This window comes from Anaeromyxobacter sp. SG64, assembly GCF_022690745.1.
In the GTDB taxonomy this organism is placed as follows: Bacteria; Myxococcota; Myxococcia; order Myxococcales; family Anaeromyxobacteraceae; genus Anaeromyxobacter; species Anaeromyxobacter soli.
In genome coordinates, this window is sequence record NZ_JALCZB010000005.1 from 42111 (window position 1) to 65696 (window position 23586).

The following is a 23586-nucleotide window of genomic DNA, read 5'->3' on the forward strand; positions in this document are numbered from 1 at the left end:
GTGGGGACGCGCGCCGCGACCACAGAGCAAGGCCTCCGCGATCAGCGCGCGCCTGCGCCTGCGGCCGGCGGCCGGCCGCCCTTCGGCGCAAGCCGCCAAGCCAGAAAAGGACCAACGCCGGCTAAATGGTCAGAGCTACTGTTGGTCCCCGCTCGCCTTCTCGCGGCGCTCGATCACGGCCATCCTCAGTACGGCAATCCTCGCGGGCAACTGACCGCGGAACTTCTCCGCGAAGGCCTGCCCCATGCCGTCGTACTCAGCCGAGAGGACGATCCGATCGCTGCCTCCGGCGTGACCGATGTGATGGTAGTTGAGGAACTCTATGCACACCGCGCACAGGGCAACGGGGGCGCCGCGGTGGTCCGACGAGAACCACAATCCGACCTTCTCCGGATCGATCTTGAACGGAGCAAAGCAGCATCCACACACCCAGAGCCCTTTGTTCAGCTGGCCCGCCGAGTCTGGCGGGCAGAACGTGAGCCCCTGCACGAAATCGCGCGGGTCTCCTGAGGAGTGCGCATCCGCAAGGAGCTTCCGATGCCGAGCGACGAGCACCTCCACGTCGGCGTCCGAAGGAGACTTCGGCTTGGAAGGAACATCGACCGCAGGCGAGTTCTCGGCCAGCGGCGTGCCCAGCAGCAGAAGCGCGCGCTCGATCATCTTCCGGGTCAGGGGCCCGTATAGCGCCTCGAGCCGCTCGCGGAACTCCGCCCCTTGGAACGAAGCGCCAACAGCCTTCCCCAGGATCGCCTGAACGAACGCGAGGTGGTTCTCGCCCGCCTTGGGGTTGGCCAACCACGCAGCAAGTACTTGCGTGCCCCTCGGTGCACGAGCCCGGAGGTCGCGAACCGTGCCCTTCTTCGCGGCATCCGCGAGCCCGCGCACCATCTCGTGGCTCTCATCGTTGGCCAGCTTGCAGAACCCATAAGCAGCGATCTCCGCCGCCTTGAGGTACTCGGCGGCGACCTTACGAACGGCGTCTCGCGCTTTCTCCTCGCTGAGCTCGGTGGTCATGTCCTTCAGTGCTGCATTCGTGAGGTCATCAACGATCCGTTCAGTCACCGCCCCGCAGCCCTTGGACTTCGGCCACTGCTGGTTGTGAACGCACGCGACGACGCCACAAATGCCGTACGAGAACGCGAGCGCGACCTCCTCGACGTACCCCGCCAATGCTGGCACCTTCGGCATCTCGGCTGGGAGCACGACGGGGACAACCTCGTCTGCGAGGGCGTGGCACGCTGCGATGAACCGCTCTACGTCGGTCTCCCTGAAGTACGCCTTTTTCGGGAGCGGCCGGGAGGTTGCTTCGAGCGAACCAATGGACGGCGAAGGCGACAACGGAACGGCGGCGCTCCCGCTCGGCGTTCCGCGGTACGAGGAGAGATCGCCGGACCTCGGCTTCTTCCCCCTCGCGGCTACGCCAACAACGAGCGCGCCCGCAGTCAGAAACGCACCGACCCACCCGATACCTTCGCTCCCCCCAATCGCATCGAGGCGCGCAACCTGGAGCACCGCGATAGCAGCTGCAGTGACTCCCAGCGCAGCCCGCTGCCATGTATTCACTCCACTGGCGGGCGGCCGACTGGCCAGCGCTGCGAATAGGAGCAACCCCGCGACTGCGAATCCGATGAACCACGCATCGCCCTCGTAGTCCCAGTCGGCGTACTGCGTGAATTGATAGTAGGCGATGGCTGCGGCGGTGATCGCGACCGTGCCTCTCTGCCATCCGTTCAGGGCTCGGACACTCGCCCAGATCGTCGCGACGCGATCTTGAAGGGTAGCGTGGCCCATGTCCCATCTCCGTGCGAGTTTCGCGTTCAGCCCGGGGCGCTCAGCGTACAGCAGCGAACGAACGGACGCGCGACGAACTGCAACTGATCCGCGCGCTCCCGCGCAAACCGAGGCGTGAGTTGCCGGTCTGTGTGGTAGCCTCGACCTCGCTGACACGGGAGGGCAGCGAGCGCGGCTCTCCTCGTTTTTGTCATGCGGCACCACCCGCGCCCTCGGTTTCCGCCTGGCGCGGGCGCCGCAAGGTCGTGGGGGTGGACATGTCCGGCAAACTGAAGCCCGTCTACCAGGCGCTCGGCGTCGGTGCTGTCGTCGGTGGCCTCGCGGGCGGAGCCGCAACGGAGTGGGCTTACGCGCCGACCTGGGCCCTCCTCGGCGCAGCGCTCGTGCTCGGAGCAGCGTTCCTGGGGGGACGGTACGTCTTCTTGGCCGAGCGAAAGAAGCGGAACGAGGCGCTTCCACCGGAGATGCGAGCCATCTTCGACCGGATGACAGGTCGTGCGCCGGGAGGCGCGGCCGGAACTCCCTGCGTCATGTGCGGCGGACCCCGGTCGGCCGACGAGGGGTTGCAGTGTCGCTCGTGTACCGAGTTCATGGCCCGGAGCTCCAACTCCTCCATTCACGCCTGCGGCGGGTGCGGAGCCGGGTTCCTCGCTGAATCCGGTGTGAAGGTCTACACTTTTAGTTCACAAGGCGTGGCGAGGGTGTTCTGCGCTTGCTGCCAGGAACACCTGCGCGCGCGCCGGGACCTGGAGGGCCAGATGCCGCCACTGGAGAGCGGCTATGACGCTGAGGGACAGGCGATACTGGCTCGCTTCCCCGGCCTCCAGCTGGCGGAAACGCTTCGGCACCGCACGCACCAGGCTCAACTCCTGACCCTGAACAGGAACAGGGCTCGGCGCACGGGCGTGCCGCTTCCCGAGCCCATGTTCGTCCGGACATCGGAGGTCTCACCGAGACCGCCACTGGGCGGCTCCGAGAGGCCGGGCAAGGCTTCACCTCAAGTGGGCGACCGCATGAGTCCGCAGGAGGTGCACGAGTTCGGGGTCAGGACGGTCGCGGAGTATGAGGCGAAAGCGGGCCTAGAGATCGTCTCGGTCACAACGGATCTTGGCGTCGACCCGCAGATCGTCGGGAGAAGGAACGGCGGGCTCGTCTTCATCGCGGTGCGCACGGCCGTCTATCCTAGAAAGGGTGCGCTAGACCCCGACGCAGCTGCCCGGTTGCGCGCGCACGCCGTGGCGAAGAAGGCGGAAGCGATGTTCGCCCCGGTGGGTATCGCGAACGCGCAGGGCAAGACCGACGCCGAGATGGCTGTCGCGGAGCGAGGGGCCGGCTTCTACGTGAGCTACGCAGGACTCGAGGAACTCTAGGTGGGGCCGCGAGCCCGTCCGACCTGAGCAACGCTGGCTACCGCTTCCTCTTATCGGCCGCGCCCGGCGCGTCGAACCCAGGGCTCTTCTCGCGGAGTTCCAGGCTGCGCTGGAAAAGGACGTGCAGGATGTACTCGTAGCGGCCCATCTTCAGGGCCTCGCGATCCGCCTCGAGGAGATGGGACGCCGCGTCCGGCAGGCCGAACCAGGTCCGGAGCCCCTCGAGCATCCGGTTCACGTACGCGGTGAGATCGAGCCCCTTCGCCGCCGCCTCGCCCTTGAGGAAGGTCACGAGCTCCCGGGTCATGCGGAACGTCTGCATGACCTTCTCGGTGCTCTGGAACGGGGACTCCTCGCGAGCCGCCTTCTCCTTCGCCATCATCGCCCTCACGTACGCGCTGAGTGGGCCGGCACATGGCCGACAGACGTTCCGCAGCCGTCCGTCTGAACTATGCCAGACGTCTGCGTGACTCGCCACGCCGACGTGACTGGTTCAGCACGGCCCCCGGCGCGACCGGTGCTTGCGCTGCCGAGTTACTGCGCATATGTTCAGTTCGCATGCGCGCCGCCTCCCCCACGACCACCCCGGAACTCCACCAGCCCACCCTCCTCAAGGTCGTCGCCGCGATCGAGCGCCGGATCGCCGATCTCGATCGACGGGGGCCGCCGAACGCGCCAGGGCACTCCTGCAACTCCTGCAAGGACGCCGAGCTGCACCGCCTGCTGGGCGTGCTCCGGGAGCTCGCGAGCGCGGCGCGGCCTTGAACGCTCGTAGCCTCGCAGATGCGGCTCGCAGTTTCTCCTCCCTCACTGCTCCGGCGGAGCCCGCGCCGCCCGTGCGGTGCCGTACGCGCGGGCCACGCCTCGCTGCATGAGCTGCTGAGCGCTGGCGCGGACGACGGCCCGCCGGCGCGGGCGAAGCACTTGGACCGATCCGGCGCGCCGCCGGCCGGCGCGCCTCCTCATCCCGCGAAGCGGCCCGTCAGTTCGAGTTGTACCCGAACTCCCTCGAGAGCAACGCCGCCTTCCAGTGGCACTCGCGCGCGATCACCGCGTCCGCCGAATCCTTGATGTCGCAGATCTCCAGGATCGAGAACTGGAAGTGCTTCGCGTGTTCGAAGCCCTTCTCGTGGATCACCTTCGCGAGCTCGGCGTTGCTCCCGTGGATCGTCTCCGCGTAGCAGCTCCACCGTCCCCAGATGCCGTCGGCTCCGTACGCACTCCCCACGTAGAGCTTCCCGCACGACCTGTCCGCGACGAGGTAGACGCCTGCGACGCTCGCGAGAGCGGCCTTCCAGGACGGCAGCGCCCGGCGAACCACGTGCCGGAGCTCGTCGAACGTGAGAAGGACGGACGCATACCCGGCGAAGTCCGCCATGCGCATCCGTTCCTCGAGGAGCTGCGCCACCACGAGCTCGCCCGCGATGGTCGAGCCGATCCGGTACGAGTTCCGGCCGCTGCGCGTGTATTCGACGATGATGCGGCCGGCGAGGTGCTCGAGCCCGGCGACTTCCGTCGTGTCGTATTGGAACCATGCGCGCGGCCCGTCGGTGCGCGGCGTCGCCCCGTGCACCTTCCAGACTCCCGCGAACAGCCAGCGCGGCCCGCCGAGGTGGATGAGCCCGATGACGTGCTCGCACTGGAAGTTTCGCTGGTGCTGATACTCCTGCCACTCCTCGAACTTGCCGTCGAAGAACGCGGTCAGGGGCGGATTGGGCTCGCCAGTGGCGAGGTGCACCTTGAAGTCGCCGAGCTCGACCCGAGCGAGCTTGATGAGATCACAGAGCAGGAGGGCCATTCAGGTGTCCGTAGCGGGAGGTCGCGACAGGATACCTCCCGGACGGACACGCTGGCGCGAACGCGCATCATCGACGCCAGCGCCCCGCCTCGACGAAGCTGTAGTACCCGCCCGACGCCACTATCACATGGTCCCTTGCCACGATCCCCACCAGCTCGGACGCGGCCCGTAGACGCTCAGTTAAGTCTCCGTCATCCGGCGATGGCTCAGGCGATCCGGAGGGGTGGTTATGCACGAAGACCAGGCCGTGCGCGCCCTCGCGAACGGCGACGCGAAGCGTGTCGCGCGGGCTCACCGGGCACTGCGAGACCGAGCCCTGCGCCACGCGCTCGGTCCGGATGAGCCGACCGCGCACGTCGAGGAGGATGACGTGGAACTCCTCGACCGGCGCGTGTGCGAGCGGGCGCATCAGCTCGTAGACGCGACCCGGGTCGAGGCAGCGCTCTCCGCGCTTCGGCGGCGCCCACGCGCCTCGCCGGCCGAGCTCGAATGCCGCGGCGAGCGCGGCCGCCCGCGCCTCGCCCACGCCCAGCCGACGAAGCTCGGCGACCGTGAGCCACGCCAGCTCTGGCACGGCCCGGCTGGCCGCGCCGCCGGCGCCCAGCATCGTGAGGAGTTCGGCGTCGGAGAGAGCCCGGGGCCCGTCCATCAGGAGCCGCTCGCGGACCAGGTTCTTGGCCATGGCGCCCTCCCCTACGCCTGCGCCTGCGCCGCTGCGCGGCGGATGGTGGGCGGCCGCGCGACGGCTTTCGCCGGCACGGGCGGGAGGTTCAGCGAGGCCGGCACCGGAACCGGCGCGCCCTTCGGCCACCACCAGAGCTGGGCGACCGGGTCCCACCGCCACCCGGCCCGCTTCAGCTCCGTCCGGATCTCCTCCGGCGGCTTCCGGTCGAACCGGAGCGCCGGCTGGCGTCCGTGGTGCCGGGTCTTCTCGACGTGGAACGCCGGCTCGGCCTTCGCCCGCTCGGCCTCGGCGAGCAGCCGCAGGTCGAGGAGCGACGCTCCGCAGTACGTGCAGCACTCCTCCTGGACCGTCGTGTCCGCGGCGTACAGCGGAAGGATCGGACGGCCGTTGTAGTCGGTGTCCGCCGGCCCGAGGCCGGTGGTGGACCGAAGGCACGCGGGGCAGAAGACCTCGTCGTTCGCGCTGTAACCGAGGACCGTGAAGGGCTTCATCGTGGCAGCTCCTGTGAGTGGGGGCGGCACCGCGCCGCCTCGCCCGACACGGGCGGGGCGGTGCCGGCCCCGCGACGACGGGCGGCGGCGTTGCCGAAGCGGCGGGCGTGTCGCCCGGCGTGACGGCGAGCGCGCCTCTTGCGCGCGCCGGCGCGACGGGCGCTCCCGACGCCCGAGGCGTCGTTAGCCGCCGACCGGCGTCGCTCCCCGGAGCTGCCGCGATGGAGCCCGGCGGCATCGCAGGCGACCCGAGCTCGCCTACCGCATGCTCAGGACCGGCGCGTGAGCTCGCCCGGTGCCCGAAGCGTCCCACCCAGCCAGACCGAGGGAAGCGGTGTCCCGCTGGAGAGCTTCCGGTGCAGCTCGATCGTCACAGTGGCGAGGCGCAGGACGTCTTCGACCCCAATCTCACGACCGTCCGGCTGCGGCTGGAGAATGCGTCGCGCGAGCGAGAGCTGCTCCTGCAGGAGGTTCGTCGCGATCCGGTTCATCGTTTCGGCTCCTTGTGCTGGACGGCGGCACCGCGCCGCTCACCGGAGCGGCGGCGCGGTGCCGCCATCGAGGACTGGAGGAGCCGCCCGTCGCCGGGCGGCTCCAGCCGCGGTTTCACGCGTCCGCCGGCTCGTCGTCGTCGAAGAGCGTCGCGCGCGTGAGGTGCAGCTCGGGCGGGTGGTAGTCGCCGCACAGCTCGCAGTGGACGAGCTCGAGCTGCAGGTCGCCGAACTCCTGCTCGATCTCGAGGTGCAGCGCCGGGTCCGTCTGGATGAGGCTGGCCATGTGATCGCGTCTCCCTGTGGTGGGCGGCACCGCGCCGCCTCGCCCGGCACGGGCGGCGCGGTGCAGCCCACGAGCGCGCGGGGGTTCGCCGTGGCCGGCGATCCGCCCTGCCGGCCCGTGACGGCGAGGCTGTTCGCGAGCTGGCGCGGGCCGTGCCTGGCGGAGCGGCGGCGGTCGTAAGGCGAACCCCCGCGCGCGCCTGGAGACGCGCTGGCCAGCCGGCGCCGGCCCGTCGCTACGCCGCGAACAGGGCGGACGCGCTCGAGTCGTCGACGGTCGAGAGATCCGTGACCGCGTGGACCTCGTCGCACCACGGGACGAGCCACTCCCGCTCGACCCCGATCCCGAGCCCGAGGATCGTGACGCCGAGCGCGGCGGCGCTCTCCCGGAGCGCGCCCGCCGTGCTTGCGTCCGACCCGCCGTCCGTGACGAGCACGAGGTCCGCCTTGCGGAGCGCGCCCGGGTGCGTCCGGATGATCTCGAGGCCGCGGCCCACCGCGGCGGCGATCTCGGTCCCACCGGCGCACGAGACGAAGAGCCCGTCGTCGGGGAGCGCCTCGGACGGCTTCACGACCGCCTCGAACTTCACGCGCGCGTCGAACCCCAGCAGCGCGAACGTCCGCCGTTCGCGCTGCGCCTGGTCGAGCAGGGCGAGCGCGACCGCGGTCGCCCACACGTCGCGCGGCCCGTCCATCGAGCCGCTCTTGTCGAGGAGGACCACGAGCGGTCCTTTCCCGAGGGTTGCCGTCCCCTCGAGCCGGTACTGGAGGGACCGGCTTTCGAGGAGAGCACGCAGGAAGTCGAGCCGCAGGAGCCGGTGCGAGAGCTTCGCGAGCTCCACCGGCAGGGCCCGGCCCAGGTCCGCGCCCTGCTCGACGTCGGTCACCTCGTCGGCGCCGTGCCTCACGCGCTGGCGGCGTTTCGCCGCCGCGATGCGCTTGAAGCGACCTGCGAGGGCGGCGATGCGCCGGAGGCGCTCGTCACCCTTGAGCCGCGCGGCAAGCGACCTCACCACGCCGTGCTCCCGCGGCACCCCGTCCGCCGTCCCCGTTCCCGGGAGCAGTCCCCCCTGGAACGCGACGTGCGCGAGCCCCTCGGCCGCGTCGCGCAGCTCCGCGACGGCGCGCGTCGCCGCCGCGCACGCGGCGGCGAGCGGGCGCCGCAACGGATCCTTGCCGACGCCCGGCGCAGCGGGCGGCGGCGGCTCGTCGGGCGGAGGCAGGTTCAGCTCGCGCACGATGGCCTCGACAGCCGCTGCGGAGGCCGCCGCGTCGCCGCGGCACTCCGCGGAGAGCCTCGCGAACGACGGCAGCGCGTCGCAGGTCGAGTGCACGCGCTCCGCCCACGGGCGGAGCGCGGCGTTCACCCGGCTCGGCGCCAGCCGCTCGCCCTCGCCGGTGTAGAGCCGCTCGAACAGCTCGTCCTCGAGCCGGAGCTGCGGCACGTCGCGCTCCTGCGCGCGCGGCAGCTGGCGGTGCTCGCGGTGCAGCATGAGGTGCCACCGCGAGACGTCGAACAGGAGACGTTTCATATGACCTCCGGGTCCCGGCGGCCCGTCCGCGGCCGCCCGACAGGGCGGCGGCCGCGGCGGGCCCGCACGTCAACGCGCGGACGCGAGCCCGAGCCCGGCGCTCACCGCCCGCGCCAGCTCGTAGTGGAGCTGCGCGATCTCCTGGTCCGCGTCCCCGAGCGCCGCCTTCGCGCGCGGACCGGCTCCGCTCGTGAGCTCGCGGAGCTTCTGCTGCTGCGCCTTGAACTCCTCGAGCGCCTGCGCCGCCTGGGCGAGGTAGCTCTTCCGATCGGACGTCCGGAGCGCGGCGACCCGCGCCGCGGTCTCGCGCGCGGCATCGAGGACCTCGGCGGCCTTGGCGCTCACCGGGTCCGCGAGCTGTCCGACGATCTGCGCCACCTTCGCGTGCTCCTTCGGCTCGCGCCACAGCGCGTGCGTGAGGACGAGGAGGTCCTCGGGCGTCGTCGAGGCTTCACCAGCGAGCCACGCCGCCGCCTGGACGACCTTGAGCGTCTTCTTCCAACGGCGGTCCGAGGCCACGATGCCCTCGGCGCGACAGCCGTCCCGGATCGCGATGAGCGCCTGGACCGTCTCGTCGGTGACCTTCACCCGGGCGGCGTCGCCCTGCGCCTGGCGGAGCTCGGCCATGGTCAGCGCGGAGGAGCAGGTCGGCTCGGGCCCGAGCAGGACCGCGCGGAAGCTGCTCGGCCGCAGGAGGTACTGCACGTCGAACCGGAGGAGGAACCGGTCGAAGAGCGCCTCGAGCTCTTTCCCGTCCGGCAGCTCGTTCGACGCGCCGAAGAGCGCGACGAGCGGCATCTGCATGGGCGACCCATCGTTGTGGAAGAGCCGCTCGTTCATCGCCGTGAGGAGCGAGTTCAGGATGGCCGAGTTCGCCTTGAAGACCTCGTCGACGAAGGCGAACTCCGCCTCGGGCAGCTTCCCCGCGGTGACGCGCTGGTACTGGTCCTGCTCGAGGGCCTTCAGGCTGATCGGGCCGAACAGCTCCTCGGGCGTCGAGAACTTGGTGAGGAGCCGCTCGAAGTAGCTCCCCCCGAACGCCTGCGCGATCGCGCGGACGAGGGCGCTCTTCGCCGTTCCCGGCGGGCCGAGGAGGAGAACGTGCTCGCCGGCGAGCACGGCGGCGAGGGCGCCTTCGATGACGTCGCGGCGCTCCGGGAAACGAGCGAGGAGCTCCGAACGAAGCTGCAGCAGCTTGGCGTGTGCGGACGTGGTCATGGGCGTTCCCCTCTCCTCACGCAGCCTTCGTCTGGAGGAGTCCCTCGACCTGCAGGGTCAGCTTGTTGAGCGCGGTCTCGAGATCCTGGACCTGCACCTGCAGGACGGTGTGGTAGAGGCGGGCCTTCGCGCGGAGGCCCTCGAACGTCTCCAGCCGCCGCGCCAGCGTCGACGCGCGCTCGGGTGGGTCCGAAAGGAAGCCCTCGATCTCGGCGCGGAGCGCCGTGATCTCCTCGTCGATCGAGGCGCGCGCGGCGTCCCCGAGCGCCGCCGTCGCCTCCGGCGACGCGTGGATCGGGACGACGTCGAGCCGCGAGGCGCCGATGTTCGACACGGCGTCGCGGAGACGCCGGAGCGTCTCCGCGTACGGCGCCGGGACCCAGTAGACGCCGCCGTGATCGCGCAGCGTCACGGCAGCGCACGACGCGAGCGTCTTCACGAGCGCGCGCCGGACGTCGTCGGGCGTGTGCGTGTTGAGCAGCCGGTCGTAGGCGGCGGACACGGCCACGACGAGGTCGTGGCCGGGCTGGTCGGACTCGAGCTTCACGGGGCGCGACCTGTCGAGCCGGATCCGCGCCGTCTGCGCGAGCGAGACGTTCCCATCACCGTCTCGGGTCTCGGCGACGACGGCGAAGACGATCTCGCCGTCGTCCTCCTTCCCGAGGCGGAGCAGGTGGTCGTGCTGCCCGACCTGCGCCTCGCGGACGGCCGTCCGGAGCGCCTTTTCGGGCGTGGGCGGCTCGGGCAGGAGGTTCTCGGCGAGCCCGGCGTTCGCCCATACGGTCTCGAGCGTCCTGCGGGTGACCCTCGCGTCGGCGAGCGTCCACCAGAGGAGATCGCCGACGTGCTTCCCGGCGTTGTAGGTGTAGGAACGGATGAGCTCCACGGACATGCTGGCCTCCCTGTTCGGAGTGAGGAGGCGGCACCGCGCCGCCCCGCCCAGCCGGGCGGCGCGGTGACGGCTCGCGATCCGAGGCGGCGCTCTCGGGGGAGAACCCCCGGGGCTCCGAGCAACCTGGAGCCCCGGGGGGCGGTGAGCCCGACACCACAGGGAGAGGTGGCGGGCTTTGTCGGCGACCACGGCCCACGGCCGGGGCGCCCTCAGCGAGACGCGGCGGCCTTCCTCGACTTGCGCGCGCCGCGATCGGCGCGGCGCTGCGCGAGCTCTTCCGCGGTGGCCTTCTCGATCGCTGCGACGTCGATCCCGTACGCGGCCGCTGCGGCGGTGAGCCGGTCCGAGTACCGCGAGGACCAGGCGAAGTAGGCACCGCGGCCGACCGCGAGCTCGAGGACGAGGGCGCGGAGCGCCGAGCCCTCGAGCTCGTTCGCGTGCGCCGTGAGGGCCGCCTCCGGAGAGAAGCCCTTCTCGCGCTCGAGCCCGCGCCGCTTCACGGCGTCCGCGACGGCGTCGTGGTAGCCGCCGTGGACCATCGCGTCGAACACGAGCCGCGCGAAGGTCGAGTCGTCCGCCGGCCGCGCCTGCGCGGCCGCGACGATCGCCGAGAGGAGGTTCGTGATGGTCGCGCGGCGCAGCTCCGCGGCGGCGCGCGCCGCGGCCGGGTCGGCGGGCGGCGCCCTCGGCGCGGGCGCCTCGCCGTCCTCGGCGTCCGGGTCGTCGTCCTGGGTGCCCGGTGCGGAGTCGCGCCGCCGCACGAACTCCACTCCGGCCGCGGCGAGCGCGGCGAGGGCCTCCGCCTTGCCCACGAGGGCGCGCGGCGTACCTCCCGCATCCGTCGCGAACGTCGGGGTCGGGCAGAGATCGCCGAGCAGGCGCCGCCAGGTCCGCCGCTCCGGGCCGTCGAAGCAGACCGCGTCCAGCTCCACGTAGTTGCTGTTCCAGGGGAGCTGGCGGCCGCCGTGGAACACCCCGTTGGACTGCTGCTCGGTGAGGACGGTGCCGCCCTTCGCCCGGACCTCGCTCGCGAGCCGCTCGTGGTGCGCGGCGACCTTCTTCCGGAAGCAGACGAGGTCGGTGCACGTGTCCGCCGCGGTCTCGTCCGAGAAGAGCCGGGGCTGGTTGCCGGTGCGCTTCGGGCACTTCGTGCACGCGCCGGCCTCGGGCACGAGCTTCGCGTCGTCCGTCGAGAACTGGGCGCGGTCGAGCCGCGTCAGGTACCGCTGCTCGACCAGGTACGCGAGGTCGTCCGCCGGGAACGGCTCGCCCTCGCCGTGGTCCTCGAACTCCTTCCGCAGCTCCGACAGCGCCTCGTCCTGGAGGGCCGGAGGAACCGCCCTCGCCACGAGGAACGCGGTGGTGGTCGTGAGCTCGCCCTTCCAGAAGGCGTCGCGCATCGCGGGCCCGAGCGCCGTGAGCTTCAGGCGCGAGTAGACGTACTGCGGCGACCGGCCGACGAGCTTGGCCAGCGTGTCCGCGGTGTGGAGCGGCCGGCCGCGGCCGTCCTTCATCGCGAGCAGCGCCTCGTACGCCTCGGCCTCCTCGAGCGGGTGCGGGTCCTCGCGGCAGGCGTTCTCGACGATGCGCAGCTCGTGCGCCTCCTCGTCGGTGAGATCCTCGACGGTGGCCGGCACCTCCTTCAGGCCCGCCTGCTTCGCGGCCCGGTAGCGGCGCTCGCCGTAGACGATCTCGAACCGCGAGCCCTGCGGCCGGACCTTGATCGGCTGCTGGATGCCGTGCTCCCGCACGGACGCGACCAGTTCGTCGATGTTGCGCGCCGTTCGGTTCCGCGGCGACAGATCGATGTCGCCGATCGGGACGAGCCGGACCGGAACCGGCTCGAGGCTCACCGGCCGCGGCTTTACCGCCCCCTTCGTCTTCTTCGCTGTGGCACTCGCCTTCACGGGCGACCTCCTGTGATGGGCGGCACCGCGCCGCCTCGTCCAGAGGGCGGCGCGGTGCCGGCCGCAGCGCTACGCCGCCTGCGCCAGCGGGTCCTCCCCGGCGATCTCGCGTTCGGACCAGAACTCGCCCGGGTCCGGCAGGGACAGGGCCACCATCGCCGCCATCTCGAGCGCCTCCTGCCTGCGGTCCCACTCGATGAAGCAGGCGCGGTGGACGCGCCCGCTGTCGCCGCCGGCGTCGACGACGTCGCCGGCGTTCTCGCGGGCGCAGAACCGGCAGCGCTGCGCTGCCCCGCGTCCGCGCCGCGCGCGCGAGACGTGCTGCTCGGGGTTGGTCACCACGGGTTCAGCAAGGTCCGAATCGGACATGGCTGGCTCCTCGTCGGCGGCATCCGGCCGCTCTCACCGACGTGGAGCGGCCGGTGCCGCCGGACGGCAGCGCCTCGGTGCACCGGACCTCAGGCGGACCGCGCGCTGCGCCGACCGCCTCTCGTCGGCGCGCATGCGTGGTCCCGCCTCGGCACCGCTCGCCTTCGATTCGCCTGCCTCGCCCTCCCCGTCCTCAGGCGGACCGCGCGCTGCGCCGGCCGTCTCTCGTCGGCGCGCAGGCGTGGTCCCGCCTCGGCCCGGCTCGCCTTCGACTCGCCCGCCTCGCCCTGCCCGTCCTCAGGCGGACCGCGCGCTGCGCCGACCGTCTCTCGTCGGCGCGCAGGCGTGGTCCCGCCTCACCACCGCTCGCCTTCGACTCGCCGCCTCGCCCTGCCCGTCCTCAGGCGGACCGCGCGCTGCGCCGACCGTCTCTCGTCGGCGCGCAGGCGTGGTCCCGCCTCGCCTCCGCTCGCCTTCGACTCGGCCGCCCCGCTTTGCCCGTCCTCAGGCGGACCGCGCGCTGCGCCGACCGCTTCTCGTCGGCGCGCATGCGTGGTCCCGCATCTCCTCCGCTCGCCTTCGACTCGGCCGCCCCGCATTGCCCGTCCTCAGGCGGACCGCGCGCTGCGCCGACCGCTTCTCGTCGGCGCGCATGCGTGGTCCCGCCTCGGCACCACTCGCCTTCGACTCGCTCCGTTTTCGGTCCGCTACGACTTCTCGGTTCCCTTCTTCTTCACACCTTCTCTTCCTTTCCCCTTTCCCCTGTACCCATTTGCTCCATTTTGAACCACGTGGTTCAAGAACTTCCCGGCCCCGCCACCTGCCCTTTGAAGAGGACTTCAGGGTGACAGCAGCCCGACCCCTCACTCCGGTGGTTGGGAGTGAGGGGTCGGGCTGATGGCACCCCGCACCTCGCGACGAACGCCACTCGCAGGCGGCGGGGCCGGGCCGCCGAGATCTCGCGCGCTTACCGTCGCCAAACCTGATCCCAATCCTGATCCCAACGCTGATCCCAATCCTGCGGACTCCAGGACACAGCCCCCGGGAACACCCCGTTTGCTCCATTTTGAACCACGTGGTTCAAGAGGCGCCCGGCGCGCTTCCCGCGGCAGTCCGCGGTGGGCATGAAGAAGCCGGACGGCGCCGCGAGATCGACCGCGGCTGCCGTCCGGCGAGTGATGAACGGACCTTGTGAGCGCCCTCTAAACGCGCCGGACCCGCATCAGCAGCTCCTCGAGCACGGCGATGAGCTGCTCGCGCTCGTCCGGCGTGACGAGCCCACGCTGGATCCGAGCTTCCTCGATGACGACCCGCCCGTGCTCTCGCGTGAACAGCGGAGGCGGCGTGTCGGGCAACACCTCGATCTCGGCGACGACCTCCTGCGCGACGACCTTCGCCGCTTCGTCGGGCGTCGTATCCGCGCTCCGGTTTCCTACCGCGGCAGGTGCCGCTGTGACCGCCTCGCCGGACAGGCCGCTGCTCGCGGAGCTCTCTTCGGCCTCCCCGCCCGCCACCTTCTTCGCGTGCTGCTCGATGCGGCGGATCGGCCATTTCTCCAGCACGATGCGCTCGAGCAGCTTCTCGACCCGCTTCAGCGCCTCTCCGTTCCCGACTGCCTTCTCGAGCGCGTTGAAGACGCGATCGACCTCGATGGCTCCCCGGGCGTCGAGCTCACCGCGGATGAGCGCCTTCTTGATGGGCTCGACCGCCATGTGGATCCGGTAGAGCCGACGCGCCTGGGCATAGCTGCGGCCGATGAGCTCGCCCGCCTCGCGCACGTCGAGGTCTCGCGCCCCCATGAGCTGCGCGAGGACGTCCGCCTCCTCGACCGCGTTCAGGTTCTCGCGGTGCAAGTTCTCCTCGGCCTGGGCGAGCAGCTTCGTGGGACGGTCGACCAGCTTCGGATCGATGATGCACGGGATCTCCTCGAGGCCCGCGAGCTGCGCGGCCCGCCACCGCCGCTCCCCCGCGACGATCTGGAAATGTCCGGGCTCGGCCCCGTGCGGCGTCACGATGATCGGTTCCCTGACGCCGGAGCGGCGAAGGCTGTCTGCGAGCGCACCCAGCCGCTCCTCGTCGAACTGTTGGCGCGCCTGTCCATCCGGCGCGGGCGAGATGAGGTCCAATCGGACCGACCGGAGCTGCTGGCCCGGGAGGATGCTGGCGAGCACTGCGTCCTTGGTCGCCTCGGCGGCGTAGACGGCAACCGGGTCGGCTCCGTTCGCCTCGGATGCCCTGACCTGTTCGGCGCGAGTGATCCGCGACGTGAGCTTCTCCACGATGGACATCTGGCGGCCCTCAGCCATGGCTCGCTTCCAGGATCGGCAGGAGCTCGTCGAGCGCGGCGAGGTAGGCCGGCGGCCCCTTCGACGGACGGTAGCGGGCGTCGTAGAGCGGGATCCCTTCGGCGAGCGAACGCGCGATGGCGGTGGCGAGCGGGATGCGCGTGCGGAGCGCCCGGCCACCGACGAGCCCCTCCAGCGCATTGAGTGCCTCGCGCGACTCGGTCTGCTCCTCGACGAACCGCGTCGGCAGATAGGCGAGCACGTTCGCTTCGGGGGCGACGCCGCGGCGGAGCTGCTGGACCACCCTTCCCAGCTCCGGGAGGACGGAGACGGCGAGCCGCGTCGTCTCGACCGGCGCGAGAATCGGGCCGGCGGCGAGCGCGTTGTAGGTGACCGGCCCGAGGCTCGGGGCGCAGTCGCAGATGATGTACTCGTAGCGGTCCTCGACGCGCTGGAGCGCCTCTCGGACGGCGACGGGGCCGGTGAGCTGGTTCGCGCGCTGCACCTCGAGATCGACGCCGACCGCCCAGGGGCACGCCGGGACCACGTCCAGCCCTTCGCAGACGCGCTGCGGCTCGAACGGCAGCTCGGGCCTGAGCAGGAACTCGAGGACGCCGTATCCGCCGGGCTGCGCGTCCACGCCGAGCGCCGCGGTGGCGTTCCCCTGCGAGTCGAGGTCGACGACGAGCACGCGCCGGCCGGCGCGCTGGAGTCCCCAGGCGAACGCGACGGAGGTCGCGGTCTTCCCGGACCCTCCCTTCGGCATCGCCACGACGAGTCTGCGAGCAGTCATGTCCATCTCCTCCGCCGGCGCGAATGGGCCGGCGGCTTGACTCTGACTGTATGGCGTGCGACATACAACCGAGCGGCGGCACACCTGTTGGGTCGGATCCGTGTGACTGTCAGAGGCGACCGGCAGGATGGTATCGAGGTGAATCATGACGAACTCCGATCCCATCGGGCTGTGGCTCGCCGCGAGCGCTGTCGTGGGGGTCGCGGCGCACGTGGCGCTCGCCGCACGGAGCAGGCGCGCGTACCGCCGGTTCCGCGAGGCGTACGTCGGGGCCTTGGCGACGGCGCAGCAGACCGGCGCCGTCGACGCGCTCGTGCGCGCGCAGGAGCTTCATCGGGAGTTCATGCGAACGACGCCGCCGCAGGGCTGGCTTACCGGCCTCGGCGCGCGCCTCAAGGCCGCGCTCGTCCTGTGCGCCGTCGCTGGCGTCGCAGCGATGGTCACCACCGGCCGGCTGCCGCCCATCGTGGCCGGTGTCGCGGTGCTGCTCGCGGTCGGCCTGCGCCGGATCCTCCTCGCTACGGCCCTGCTCCTGGCCCTATTCGTCGCCACAAGCATGGTCTCGCCGCCGCGGTGGGCGGACCGCATGCCGGCGACCGCCCACTCCGCGCCGCCCAATGCGCTCGGCCGCTCGCGATGACGTGCGCGACCCTCGCCGTTGCTGCGCTGCTCGCCGCGCGCGGCCCCATCCCGTTCGAGGCCGAGATCGATGCGGCGCTCGCGGAGACCGCCGCCATCTACCCGGTCCCGAAGGCCCTCGTGGTCGCGGTGATCTCTGTCGAGAGCAGCTTCCGCCCGCGCGCGGTCTCCCGGGCCGGTGCGAAGGGGCTCATGCAGCTCATGCCATACACCGCGCGCCGTGTCGGAATCGCGGAGCGGGACCTCTTCGATCCGCGGCGAAACATCCTCGGCGGTGTGCGACTGCTGGCCGTTCTCCTCAGCCATTACGACGGGGACGTCATCTCGGCGCTGGTGGCCTACAACGCCCGCCCGCGAAGACTCTTCGCACCGGTTCCTCGCAACGGCGAGACGCCGACGTATGTCTGGCGGGTTCTCGTTCGCGCGCGGGAGGTTTCGATGCGCCCTGGACCAGTCGCTTCGAACTGGTCAGCGCCGCGTCACGCCGGCGACGTGCCCCGGCGCACCCGAGCGGCATTATTCTCCTTCGAAGACTTCCTTCGCCACGCCGAACGCGTCACGGCGTTCGGCCAGCCGGCGTAGAACGCAAGGTGAGTGATCGTCTCGTGCAGCTCTTCCTTGGTCACGCCGTTCTCGCGCGGGCGGACGAAGTGGCTTCGGATCTGGTCCGGAAGGTTCATCGCGATGAGGGCGCTGACAGTCACGAGGCTGCGGTCCCGCTTCGAGAGCTCCGGGCGCTCCCAGATGTCGCCGAAGAGCACGCCGTCGGTGAGCTCGACCATCTTCGGTGAGATGTCTCCGAACAGCCGCTGCGCCGTGGTGGGCTGGCCATCGGCGCCGACGCCGGGGCGCGCCGCTGGAGCGGGCGCGGCCGCTCGTTCCGTGACGGGGGAGTTGTACTGTGCGTCGCTTACCTTCTCCATCCACTCGACGGACTTGCCGTCGAGGTGCTCCGACACCGCGATGTCGGTCATCCGGCCGTGCGGCGAGGCCCCGTGCCAGTGCTTCTGAGCAAATCCCCCCTTGCCGCGATCGACATCTTGGGTGGCGGGACGGCTCTCGCGCCCCGCCACCCAGCCTTACGATCAACCGTTCACCTCACGGCCGACCTCGTACCCGATCCCGGCGAACACGCCGGCGAGGACCACGGCGCCGATGGGTCCGGCGAACGAGCCGAGAAGGCCGCCGAGCATCGCTCCAATGCCAGACATCGCGGTCTGTCCCCCGTGTCCCCGGGCCTCCGCCGCGCGCTGAATCGGCGCCGCAACGAGCCCCACGACGGTGTTCGTCGCAGGCACCACCTGCCGTCTTTCGATCTTCATGTTCTTGTTCTCCAAGCAGTTTTTCCGTTGTCCAACTGTCGCCTGGCTGCGGATCAGCCGAGCGTGCAAGCGACTACTCGCATGTTTCTGAATATTAGTCAACCTTGCCGTTTTAGGCGTGGTCCGTCTACGATGCGCCCGTGCCCAAACACGTCGGTGACGGGCCCGCGGACCCGCGGGTGGTAGCGCTCGGTCAGGCGATCGCGTTTCTTCGCGAACAGCGAGGGCTCTCGCAGGCGCAACTCGCCGCTCACATCGGCGTCAGCCAGCCCACGCTCTCCCGCTTCGAGCGCGGCGTCGGCCAGCCTGACGCGCTCACGATGCATCGCCTCGCGAGCACGTTGGGCATGTCGATGGACGAACTGCACCGCCGCATCGATCAGGCCCTGAACGGTGCGAAGAGGGCGTCTGCTGCGACCATCGGCAATGAGTCCGGCGCCGACTGGTGGGATAGCGCCGTCGCTGCCGCCGGCGTTCTGGCCGTCGTTGGCCTGATCGGTTTTGCGATCGCAGCCGTGTTCGGTGGCGGGAAGTCAGTCGGAAAGTAGTTCCGCGTTAGCGGACGTTACGGCGCGCGACTGTCGGCGTTGGCGTTCGCCCTCAGCATGGACGCGAAGTTCGCGTACACAGTTGCGCGCGCGTCCTCGATGTGCACCGCCCACATACGCGCCAGCTCGGCGATCACACGTTCGACGTTCACTGGCCTGGCCGGCGCACTCGAGGTCCGGTCGGCTACTTGGACGAACGGGCCATCCGTCTCTGTCAGGACGCGCTCGCGCGGGACTTCGGCGACGAGAGCCCGAGTACGTTTAGACCCCATCATCGGGGTGTTGACCGAAACGTAGGCGCCATGCGCTAGAGCGCGGCGTAGCGCTTTCACACCACCAGCGTACCAGTGGAGAATGTACGTGCCTCGAAATCGACTTCCGAAGACATCCACGACGTCTTCAGCGGCCCTTCGGCTGTGAACGGTCAGGACCTTGCCGCCCGCCGAGTCGCATTCAGCAACTATCGCTTCCAGAATGCGACGTTGCGTCGCGCGCTGCGACTCGTCTGACGTTACGTAATCGAGCCCGACCTCGCCTACGTACCGGGTGAGAGACAGTCGTTCCCGAAAGAGCTGCAACTCGTGGCTTCGCTCGGCGGCAAGTTCAGGATGCAGCCCAAGGGCTACGCGGACATAGCGGGAAGAGGCGCCAACGATCGCGCAGTTCCGGTCGAACACGGAGGGTGCGTTCGTGACCGCGATCGTGTAGACCGCGTTGCGCTCACTCTCGGCGACGACCGACGCGGGGTCGGGGTAAAGGTCGAGATGACAGTGTGTATCGACCAGCGATGCCGGCGGCCCCCCTGCCATCGCGGTCACCCCGTCGCCATGCCGAGATGTCGTGCCACCTCGTCCATCCCGGCATCGTAGACCCGCAGGAGCGCCCGAAGTTCTTCATCGGACTCCACGTGAAGCGGACCGCTCACATTCAGGTCGAGCGGACGCGTCGGACGATGGCGCCGCTCCAAGGCAAAGATGAATGCGCGCGCATCGGCGCTCCGCCGTCGCTGCAGTATTCGGATCTCTCGAGGAAGATCGAACCCGTATTCCCCATCATCCACGCCCGCATGCTGGGTTGCCGCGCGCCGGATGATGCACGGGACGCATGTCCCGCAGTGCGGCTTGCGCCGCTCCACGGGCAGAAATCGACTTTGATTGGGATGTGCGCAGGACACCGTTGCGGCCGTCACCTTCTTCACGAGAGCTCGGCCGCGACGCAGACAATCCGCCAACATCTCGCCCTTGGTGCTCGTAGCGTATGGAGTTTGCAGTGGGGTAGCGATTCCGAGGTGAGCAAGCGCCGTCCGCAACGTCGCCAGCGTGTGCGGATGTGTTGTGCGTGTGCTCCAACTCCCCAGCCGCGCCCAGGTCAAGGGCACGTTCAGGGAAATCAAGCCGTTCTCTGGGACGACGAGCGGGACCGGTCCGCTGCCATTCGCAGCATCGAGCCCGCTCGCAACAAGGAGGCCCAACGCAAAGAACATGATCGAACGGCTACGCGTTGTCGTCACGGACTCCGTGACGCCAGGAACCCGTGCTGGCGGGTTCATTCGAAAGCGGAAGTGCTGCATGTTGTCCGAACCGAACTCCTGCGCCAGTGCGGAACACACTGCCTGCTGCGAGGGGCTCGAGAACACCGCGCCACCGCTCTTCGCGTTGTGGCTGACGAAGGCCACGCGGTGCCCTCCTCTGAGCAGGTCCACTGCGCCGATGGCCGAATCAAGCCCTCCGGACAGGAGGCTTACGCGCCTTGCCGACAACGGGTCGCGCTGTCCTCGACGTCGGTCATCGACGGGAGGAGGCGCAACATGTTCCGCACGGAACACAAGTCGCCAGTGATCGCCCGTGAGGAAACCCAACAGTTCCTGAAGTTCTCGCTCCGCCGCCCGCCACCGTCCCACCTTCGCAACGGGAACGTAGAGCACGATATCCCGCGACCACCTATCGAATGCCGTCCTGTGGGGGATCAGCAGGTCTGCGCAATACGCCGCCGTCGCGAACCGGAAGAAGTCCGTCGCAGTTTGTCCCGGATCCACGTTGGCTTCCGCCAACTGTTCCCAGACCGAGCTATCCAACCGCCATTCGTCCGGGCCCTGCGCTCCGTCCATGAGGATATTGACAACGTGCGCACTAGAGAAGGGCGCAACAGTGAACGCGTCAGCCGGACCGGCGCGGAGCACCACGTGGTACGTCGGCACGATCATCGCCGTCTCCGATCGCCGTGCTGCAGACCGGCCTCGACAACTCGGAAGGACTCCGTGAACAGCCGCTCGATTACGCGCTGCCCCTCACCAGCGTCCCAGCGTGCAGCGAAGGCGGCGCCTCCCTGGCCAAAGAACGCAGTGGTGTCGATGTCCGTACGCACCGCGTCCTCGATATACTGGCGCGCCGTTCGCTCAGCTTGCCGCACTCGCGAACTCGACGCAGCGGTCGCGTGGATATGGGCTGTTAGCGCCTGAAGGACGCGCTCATATATGTAATTGACGACGTAACTGACCACCGCTTCCGCCATCATCGCTGGCGTCAAGCGGGCCAGCGCCTCGGCGCCATTCGCTTCAACATCCAACGCATCGTATAGTTCCTGCAATGTGGCATCCATCGCGTCCCGCGCGATGGCGTCCTCGGTCAGCGCTCCCGCGGGCGCGAGAGCGTCGGCGAGTCGTAACAAGAACACGTCCGCGCTCCGCCCAAGGAAGTCCGCGATCCCCAACGTGCGAGCCGCTCCAGCGACGCCGTCCCTGGTAACCGCTGATAGGAACCCGGCGAAACGTGCGGCGGTGCTCCGCCCAGAGAACGAACTCTGGGACGCGGACCTGGCACCGCCCATGGCGCCGACAGAGCCGCGAACCGCTCGGCGAACGTTGTCGCGCCCACTCGCGCCGGAGGCTCGCCCAGACGACATGGAACTGACCAGACGACGCGGCGAGTTCCACGACGGTAGTTCCGCCGGAGCAATGGTTGGATTCGTCTCCGTCGGACCGGGGAACGCGGGCGCCTGCTCGGGATTCCCGAGTTCATCTGGAGGTGGCGCTTCGGGATCCGGTACTTCAGGAGGCGCGGACGGCGGCACGCCAGGCGGGTCCGCCCAAGGCGGGAGCAGAGGTGGGCGGCCGGTTGGCCCAGGGTTCGAGGTCGATGTTCCCATTACTTCTCCGCACCTGGGCGCTTCACCTGGCCACTCACCACCACCTTCAGACGCTCCTCGGCGGCTGCGCGCAACCCTTTGTTCTGCGTCTGAGTCGCAAGCTGCGTCAGCGCTGCCACCGCAGCCTCCTTCAGCGAAGCGTGTGGGGCTAGCGAACTGATCAGCACGGCGGCCGAAGAAGGAAGCATGTCGAGCGGCATGCCGAGCAACACGGCCAGGACGTCCGGGCCGACATCCGGCCGCTTCTGCGCCACCTTTACGATCGCATGAAGGGGCGAGTTTCGGGCGCCGAGATCTTCCCGGCCTTGACGTGCTTTGGCACCTAGCTCACCGATGATTGCTGTCGCCTCCGAAATCGGCAGCGCCGTCGCCCGCTGCGCACCAGTACTCTGCGTGGCTTCGCTTTCGCTCATCAGCTCACGTAAGCATTGCGCGCCGAGCGAGCTAAGCCGCTGAGTCATTCCTACTGGAAGCGTGAACCGCTCATTTGCGAAGTAGATGTACGGGCGGAGGTCGGCACTTCCGAGCATCGGCTCAGTACGAAGCCACGTTTGAAAACGCTCAGCCGCTAACATCGCACCCGCCTGCGCCGCAAACGCTCCCGACGTACTCGCCTGCTCGCGCTTCGGCTCCTTCCCCTTGGCCTGCTCCTCGAGAGCCGCCAGTTCCTCGGAGCGGCCTTCACCTGCTGCTGCCGACCGCGCCAACGCTCGGAAGAGTTCCGGCAGGAAGTACTCCAGCAGAAGCAGCTTCGCGGCTGTGGCGCGATCGAGCGTTACTCCGCGCTCCTGCGCCATATCGAGCCGCAACACGAGCGCATTGAGAAAACGTTTGGTCTGGCGCGGATTACCTTCGGCGCACAACGCCAAGACAGGCGCGATCTGCTCGGCGAGGACGAAGTCGCTCTTGAGTTCTTCGCTCACTGCTTCACCGAGGAGCTGTTCGGCATTTTCCGAATGGAACGAGATCGCATCGTAAGCCGCGGCAGCCCGAGCGCGTTCACAGAGTGCGGTGAAGGCTTGCTCGTCGTGAACACGGCGCTGAGCGAACAGCAAGTTGAGGAAGCCGTGGAGATCACTGCGGGAGAGCGGAGGGAGACGGATCGGTACCTGGATGAGCTTCTCCAGGTACCGAGCGCCGAGGTCTTCCGAATCCGCCGACCGACCATCCCCATCTCGCCCGCTGCGGACATCTGTGAATCGATGCGCGACGGCCCCACGAATTAGCGCCTCATCAGCCGCGATGACGAACGCTGTCTTCGGGGCTGCCAGAAACAACCGAATGGCCTCGAGAGTCTCGATGACACTCGCTGGTAGACACCGATCGAGATCATCAACGATCACAACTAGCCGCTTGATGCCCAGGTCCTTGACGAGACTCGCAAAGTCCCGATGAAAGTCGCGGATGGAACCATGCATTTCCCGCTGAGCAGCTGCTGCCGCTTCCTGCTGCTTCAACATCAACTCGGCGATAGCGGGCCCATCTAGTTGCTTCGTATCCTTCAGTAGCGACGCTAGAGCCGCAATGCCGAGTGCGCCTGCGGTGATCGGCGCCCCCAAGGCGCCAGCTGCCAGTGCGACTCCGCCGGCCGCCACTCCCGCGTTCACCCCGACGCCGAGCACCTGGCGGGCAGCGCGAAGCTTGTCCACTCTGGCCCACATTCGTTGAAGAGCCCCGGTCACCGCGTCGCGCGCTGTCTTGAGCTTGCCCTTCGAATCTTTTGCTTCCTGCTCAATCTCTTCGAGGATCGCGGCCGCGAGTGCGGCTTTCGCGTCCTCGTACCCTTCGAATCGCCAGCCATTGAAGTAGACACACAACAGGTCGGGCTCAGCGGAGATCTGCCGCCGAACGAGTTGGATCACGCTCGACTTTCCGCTTCCCCAATCGCCATAGACTCCGATCGTCACTGGATCGAGCCGATCGTCCTTGATGACGCGAAGAACGGCTCCGACGAGGTGCTGCACGTTCAGGAGGTCGATGAGCGCTTCGTTGTCAGCCCACATGCCTACCCTCCCACGAGGTCGCC

25 protein-coding genes are annotated in these 23586 nt (G+C 69.4%); 5 read left to right on the plus strand and 20 right to left on the minus strand.

Annotated features, from left to right (window positions below; all coding sequences use genetic code 11):
• Positions 1 to 135 precede the first annotated feature (135 nt).
• Positions 136 to 1791 (minus strand): hypothetical protein, encoded by a 1656-nt coding sequence (locus MNZ29_RS02670; protein WP_242352691.1) that lies wholly within the window; start codon positions 1789 to 1791, stop codon positions 136 to 138.
• Between the two features lie 257 nt (positions 1792 to 2048).
• Between MNZ29_RS02670 and MNZ29_RS02675 the strand changes: the two genes are divergently transcribed.
• On the plus strand, positions 2049 to 3161 hold the full coding sequence (locus MNZ29_RS02675; protein ID WP_242352693.1) for a hypothetical protein: 1113 nt from the start codon (positions 2049 to 2051) through the stop codon (positions 3159 to 3161).
• 37 nt (positions 3162 to 3198) lie between these two features.
• On the opposite strand, the gene MNZ29_RS02680 is transcribed toward MNZ29_RS02675, so the two are convergent.
• On the minus strand, positions 3199 to 3543 hold the full coding sequence (locus MNZ29_RS02680; protein WP_242352695.1) for a hypothetical protein: 345 nt from the start codon (positions 3541 to 3543) through the stop codon (positions 3199 to 3201).
• 176 nt (positions 3544 to 3719) lie between these two features.
• Between MNZ29_RS02680 and MNZ29_RS02685 the strand changes: the two genes are divergently transcribed.
• Positions 3720 to 3926: a hypothetical protein gene (locus tag MNZ29_RS02685; RefSeq protein WP_242352696.1), complete on the plus strand. Its 207-nt coding sequence runs from the start codon at positions 3720 to 3722 to the stop codon at positions 3924 to 3926.
• A 217-nt stretch (positions 3927 to 4143) separates the two neighbouring features.
• Here the strand turns inward: MNZ29_RS02685 and MNZ29_RS02690 are convergent, their stop codons facing one another.
• From MNZ29_RS02690 to MNZ29_RS02745, 12 genes are all read right to left on the minus strand, one after another.
• Positions 4144 to 4959 (minus strand): GIY-YIG nuclease family protein, encoded by an 816-nt coding sequence (locus MNZ29_RS02690; protein WP_242352698.1) that lies wholly within the window; start codon positions 4957 to 4959, stop codon positions 4144 to 4146.
• Between the two features lie 67 nt (positions 4960 to 5026).
• A complete protein-coding gene (locus tag MNZ29_RS02695; RefSeq protein WP_242352700.1) occupies positions 5027 to 5641 on the minus strand; it encodes a RadC family protein in 615 nt (204 codons plus the stop codon).
• A gap of 11 nt (positions 5642 to 5652) precedes the next feature.
• On the minus strand, positions 5653 to 6135 hold the full coding sequence (locus MNZ29_RS02700) for a hypothetical protein (protein WP_242352702.1): 483 nt from the start codon (positions 6133 to 6135) through the stop codon (positions 5653 to 5655).
• 269 nt (positions 6136 to 6404) lie between these two features.
• Complete coding sequence (locus MNZ29_RS02705; protein ID WP_242352704.1) at positions 6405 to 6626, minus strand: hypothetical protein; 222 nt, start codon at positions 6624 to 6626, stop codon at positions 6405 to 6407.
• A 115-nt stretch (positions 6627 to 6741) separates the two neighbouring features.
• The gene (locus MNZ29_RS02710; RefSeq protein WP_242352706.1) at positions 6742 to 6912 is read right to left on the minus strand and encodes a hypothetical protein; all 171 of its coding nucleotides are present in this window, start codon (positions 6910 to 6912) and stop codon (positions 6742 to 6744) included.
• Positions 6913 to 7147: 235 nt separating this feature from the next.
• Entirely contained in the window at positions 7148 to 8443 is a 1296-nt protein-coding gene (locus MNZ29_RS02715; protein ID WP_242352708.1) for a VWA domain-containing protein, read from the minus strand.
• A gap of 69 nt (positions 8444 to 8512) precedes the next feature.
• Entirely contained in the window at positions 8513 to 9661 is a 1149-nt protein-coding gene (locus MNZ29_RS02720; RefSeq protein ID WP_242352710.1) for an AAA family ATPase, read from the minus strand.
• 16 nt (positions 9662 to 9677) lie between these two features.
• Complete coding sequence (locus tag MNZ29_RS02725) at positions 9678 to 10553, minus strand: DUF6744 family protein (RefSeq protein ID WP_242352713.1); 876 nt, start codon at positions 10551 to 10553, stop codon at positions 9678 to 9680.
• Between the two features lie 209 nt (positions 10554 to 10762).
• A complete protein-coding gene (locus tag MNZ29_RS02730) occupies positions 10763 to 12460 on the minus strand; it encodes a ParB/RepB/Spo0J family partition protein (protein ID WP_242352715.1) in 1698 nt (565 codons plus the stop codon).
• Positions 12461 to 12529: 69 nt separating this feature from the next.
• Positions 12530 to 12829 carry a hypothetical protein gene (locus tag MNZ29_RS02735; protein WP_242352717.1) on the minus strand — a complete coding sequence of 100 codons (300 nt, stop codon included), beginning with the start codon at positions 12827 to 12829 and terminating at the stop codon, positions 12530 to 12532.
• Positions 12830 to 14031: 1202 nt separating this feature from the next.
• Positions 14032 to 15135: a ParB/RepB/Spo0J family partition protein gene (locus MNZ29_RS02740; protein ID WP_242352719.1), complete on the minus strand. Its 1104-nt coding sequence runs from the start codon at positions 15133 to 15135 to the stop codon at positions 14032 to 14034.
• Complete coding sequence (locus MNZ29_RS02745; protein WP_242352721.1) at positions 15128 to 15907, minus strand: ParA family protein; 780 nt, start codon at positions 15905 to 15907, stop codon at positions 15128 to 15130. The genes MNZ29_RS02740 and MNZ29_RS02745 overlap by 8 nt, the downstream gene beginning before the upstream one ends.
• A gap of 145 nt (positions 15908 to 16052) precedes the next feature.
• Here MNZ29_RS02745 and MNZ29_RS02750 point away from each other — a divergent pair, with 145 nt between their 5' ends.
• Together MNZ29_RS02750 and MNZ29_RS02755 are read left to right on the plus strand one after the other, a co-directional pair.
• Entirely contained in the window at positions 16053 to 16547 is a 495-nt protein-coding gene (locus MNZ29_RS02750) for a hypothetical protein (protein WP_242352723.1), read from the plus strand.
• Positions 16544 to 17128: a lytic transglycosylase domain-containing protein gene (locus MNZ29_RS02755; protein WP_242352725.1), complete on the plus strand. Its 585-nt coding sequence runs from the start codon at positions 16544 to 16546 to the stop codon at positions 17126 to 17128. The genes MNZ29_RS02750 and MNZ29_RS02755 overlap by 4 nt, the downstream gene beginning before the upstream one ends.
• Here the strand turns inward: MNZ29_RS02755 and MNZ29_RS24810 are convergent.
• Together MNZ29_RS24810 and MNZ29_RS02765 are read right to left on the minus strand one after the other, a co-directional pair.
• Positions 17026 to 17619 (minus strand): carboxymuconolactone decarboxylase family protein, encoded by a 594-nt coding sequence (locus MNZ29_RS24810; protein ID WP_242352727.1) that lies wholly within the window; start codon positions 17617 to 17619, stop codon positions 17026 to 17028. The two genes, MNZ29_RS02755 and MNZ29_RS24810, sit on opposite strands and share 103 nt — an antisense overlap.
• 12 nt (positions 17620 to 17631) lie before the next feature.
• Entirely contained in the window at positions 17632 to 17883 is a 252-nt protein-coding gene (locus tag MNZ29_RS02765; protein WP_242352729.1) for a hypothetical protein, read from the minus strand.
• Positions 17884 to 18008: 125 nt separating this feature from the next.
• On the opposite strand from MNZ29_RS02765, the gene MNZ29_RS02770 reads away from it, so the two are divergent.
• Entirely contained in the window at positions 18009 to 18416 is a 408-nt protein-coding gene (locus tag MNZ29_RS02770) for a helix-turn-helix domain-containing protein (RefSeq protein ID WP_242352731.1), read from the plus strand.
• A 17-nt stretch (positions 18417 to 18433) separates the two neighbouring features.
• Here the strand turns inward: MNZ29_RS02770 and qatD are convergent, their stop codons facing one another.
• From qatD to MNZ29_RS02795, 4 genes are read right to left on the minus strand one after another with little or no spacing between them, the layout of a single operon-like run.
• Positions 18434 to 19225 carry a Qat anti-phage system TatD family nuclease QatD gene (qatD, locus tag MNZ29_RS02775; RefSeq protein ID WP_242352797.1) on the minus strand — a complete coding sequence of 264 codons (792 nt, stop codon included), beginning with the start codon at positions 19223 to 19225 and terminating at the stop codon, positions 18434 to 18436.
• 5 nt (positions 19226 to 19230) lie between these two features.
• On the minus strand, positions 19231 to 20619 hold the full coding sequence (gene qatC, locus MNZ29_RS02780; protein ID WP_242352733.1) for a Qat anti-phage system QueC-like protein QatC: 1389 nt from the start codon (positions 20617 to 20619) through the stop codon (positions 19231 to 19233).
• Positions 20616 to 21560, minus strand: a complete 945-nt coding sequence (gene qatB, locus MNZ29_RS24815) for a Qat anti-phage system associated protein QatB (RefSeq protein ID WP_308197041.1) — start codon at positions 21558 to 21560, stop codon at positions 20616 to 20618. The genes qatC and qatB overlap by 4 nt, the downstream gene beginning before the upstream one ends.
• Positions 21560 to 23563, minus strand: coding sequence for a P-loop NTPase fold protein (locus MNZ29_RS02795; RefSeq protein WP_242352736.1), 2004 nt, complete (start codon positions 23561 to 23563; stop codon positions 21560 to 21562). Before MNZ29_RS02795 ends, qatB begins: the two co-directional genes overlap by 1 nt.
• Between the last annotated feature and the right edge of the window lie 23 nt (positions 23564 to 23586).

Bases quoted from the DNA above. Each gene is read 5' to 3' on its own strand.
- MNZ29_RS02670 (WP_242352691.1), bottom strand. From the start codon at position 1,791: ATGGGCCACGCTACCCTTCAAGATCGCGTCGCGACGATCTGGGCGAGT.
- MNZ29_RS02675 (WP_242352693.1), top strand. From the start codon at position 2,049: ATGTCCGGCAAACTGAAGCCCGTCTACCAGGCGCTCGGCGTCGGTGCT.
- MNZ29_RS02680 (WP_242352695.1), bottom strand. From the start codon at position 3,543: ATGATGGCGAAGGAGAAGGCGGCTCGCGAGGAGTCCCCGTTCCAGAGC.
- MNZ29_RS02685 (WP_242352696.1), top strand. From the start codon at position 3,720: ATGCGCGCCGCCTCCCCCACGACCACCCCGGAACTCCACCAGCCCACC.
- MNZ29_RS02690 (WP_242352698.1), bottom strand. From the start codon at position 4,959: ATGGCCCTCCTGCTCTGTGATCTCATCAAGCTCGCTCGGGTCGAGCTC.
- MNZ29_RS02695 (WP_242352700.1), bottom strand. From the start codon at position 5,641: ATGGCCAAGAACCTGGTCCGCGAGCGGCTCCTGATGGACGGGCCCCGG.
- MNZ29_RS02700 (WP_242352702.1), bottom strand. From the start codon at position 6,135: ATGAAGCCCTTCACGGTCCTCGGTTACAGCGCGAACGACGAGGTCTTC.
- MNZ29_RS02705 (WP_242352704.1), bottom strand. From the start codon at position 6,626: ATGAACCGGATCGCGACGAACCTCCTGCAGGAGCAGCTCTCGCTCGCG.
- MNZ29_RS02710 (WP_242352706.1), bottom strand. From the start codon at position 6,912: ATGGCCAGCCTCATCCAGACGGACCCGGCGCTGCACCTCGAGATCGAG.
- MNZ29_RS02715 (WP_242352708.1), bottom strand. From the start codon at position 8,443: ATGAAACGTCTCCTGTTCGACGTCTCGCGGTGGCACCTCATGCTGCAC.
- MNZ29_RS02720 (WP_242352710.1), bottom strand. From the start codon at position 9,661: ATGACCACGTCCGCACACGCCAAGCTGCTGCAGCTTCGTTCGGAGCTC.
- MNZ29_RS02725 (WP_242352713.1), bottom strand. From the start codon at position 10,553: ATGTCCGTGGAGCTCATCCGTTCCTACACCTACAACGCCGGGAAGCAC.
- MNZ29_RS02735 (WP_242352717.1), bottom strand. From the start codon at position 12,829: ATGTCCGATTCGGACCTTGCTGAACCCGTGGTGACCAACCCCGAGCAG.
- MNZ29_RS02740 (WP_242352719.1), bottom strand. From the start codon at position 15,135: ATGGCTGAGGGCCGCCAGATGTCCATCGTGGAGAAGCTCACGTCGCGG.
- MNZ29_RS02745 (WP_242352721.1), bottom strand. From the start codon at position 15,907: ATGACTGCTCGCAGACTCGTCGTGGCGATGCCGAAGGGAGGGTCCGGG.
- MNZ29_RS02750 (WP_242352723.1), top strand. From the start codon at position 16,053: ATGACGAACTCCGATCCCATCGGGCTGTGGCTCGCCGCGAGCGCTGTC.
- MNZ29_RS02755 (WP_242352725.1), top strand. From the start codon at position 16,544: ATGACGTGCGCGACCCTCGCCGTTGCTGCGCTGCTCGCCGCGCGCGGC.
- qatD (WP_242352797.1), bottom strand. From the start codon at position 19,225: ATGGCAGGGGGGCCGCCGGCATCGCTGGTCGATACACACTGTCATCTC.
- qatC (WP_242352733.1), bottom strand. From the start codon at position 20,619: ATGATCGTGCCGACGTACCACGTGGTGCTCCGCGCCGGTCCGGCTGAC.
- qatB (WP_308197041.1), bottom strand. From the start codon at position 21,560: ATGGGAACATCGACCTCGAACCCTGGGCCAACCGGCCGCCCACCTCTG.
- MNZ29_RS02795 (WP_242352736.1), bottom strand. From the start codon at position 23,563: ATGTGGGCTGACAACGAAGCGCTCATCGACCTCCTGAACGTGCAGCAC.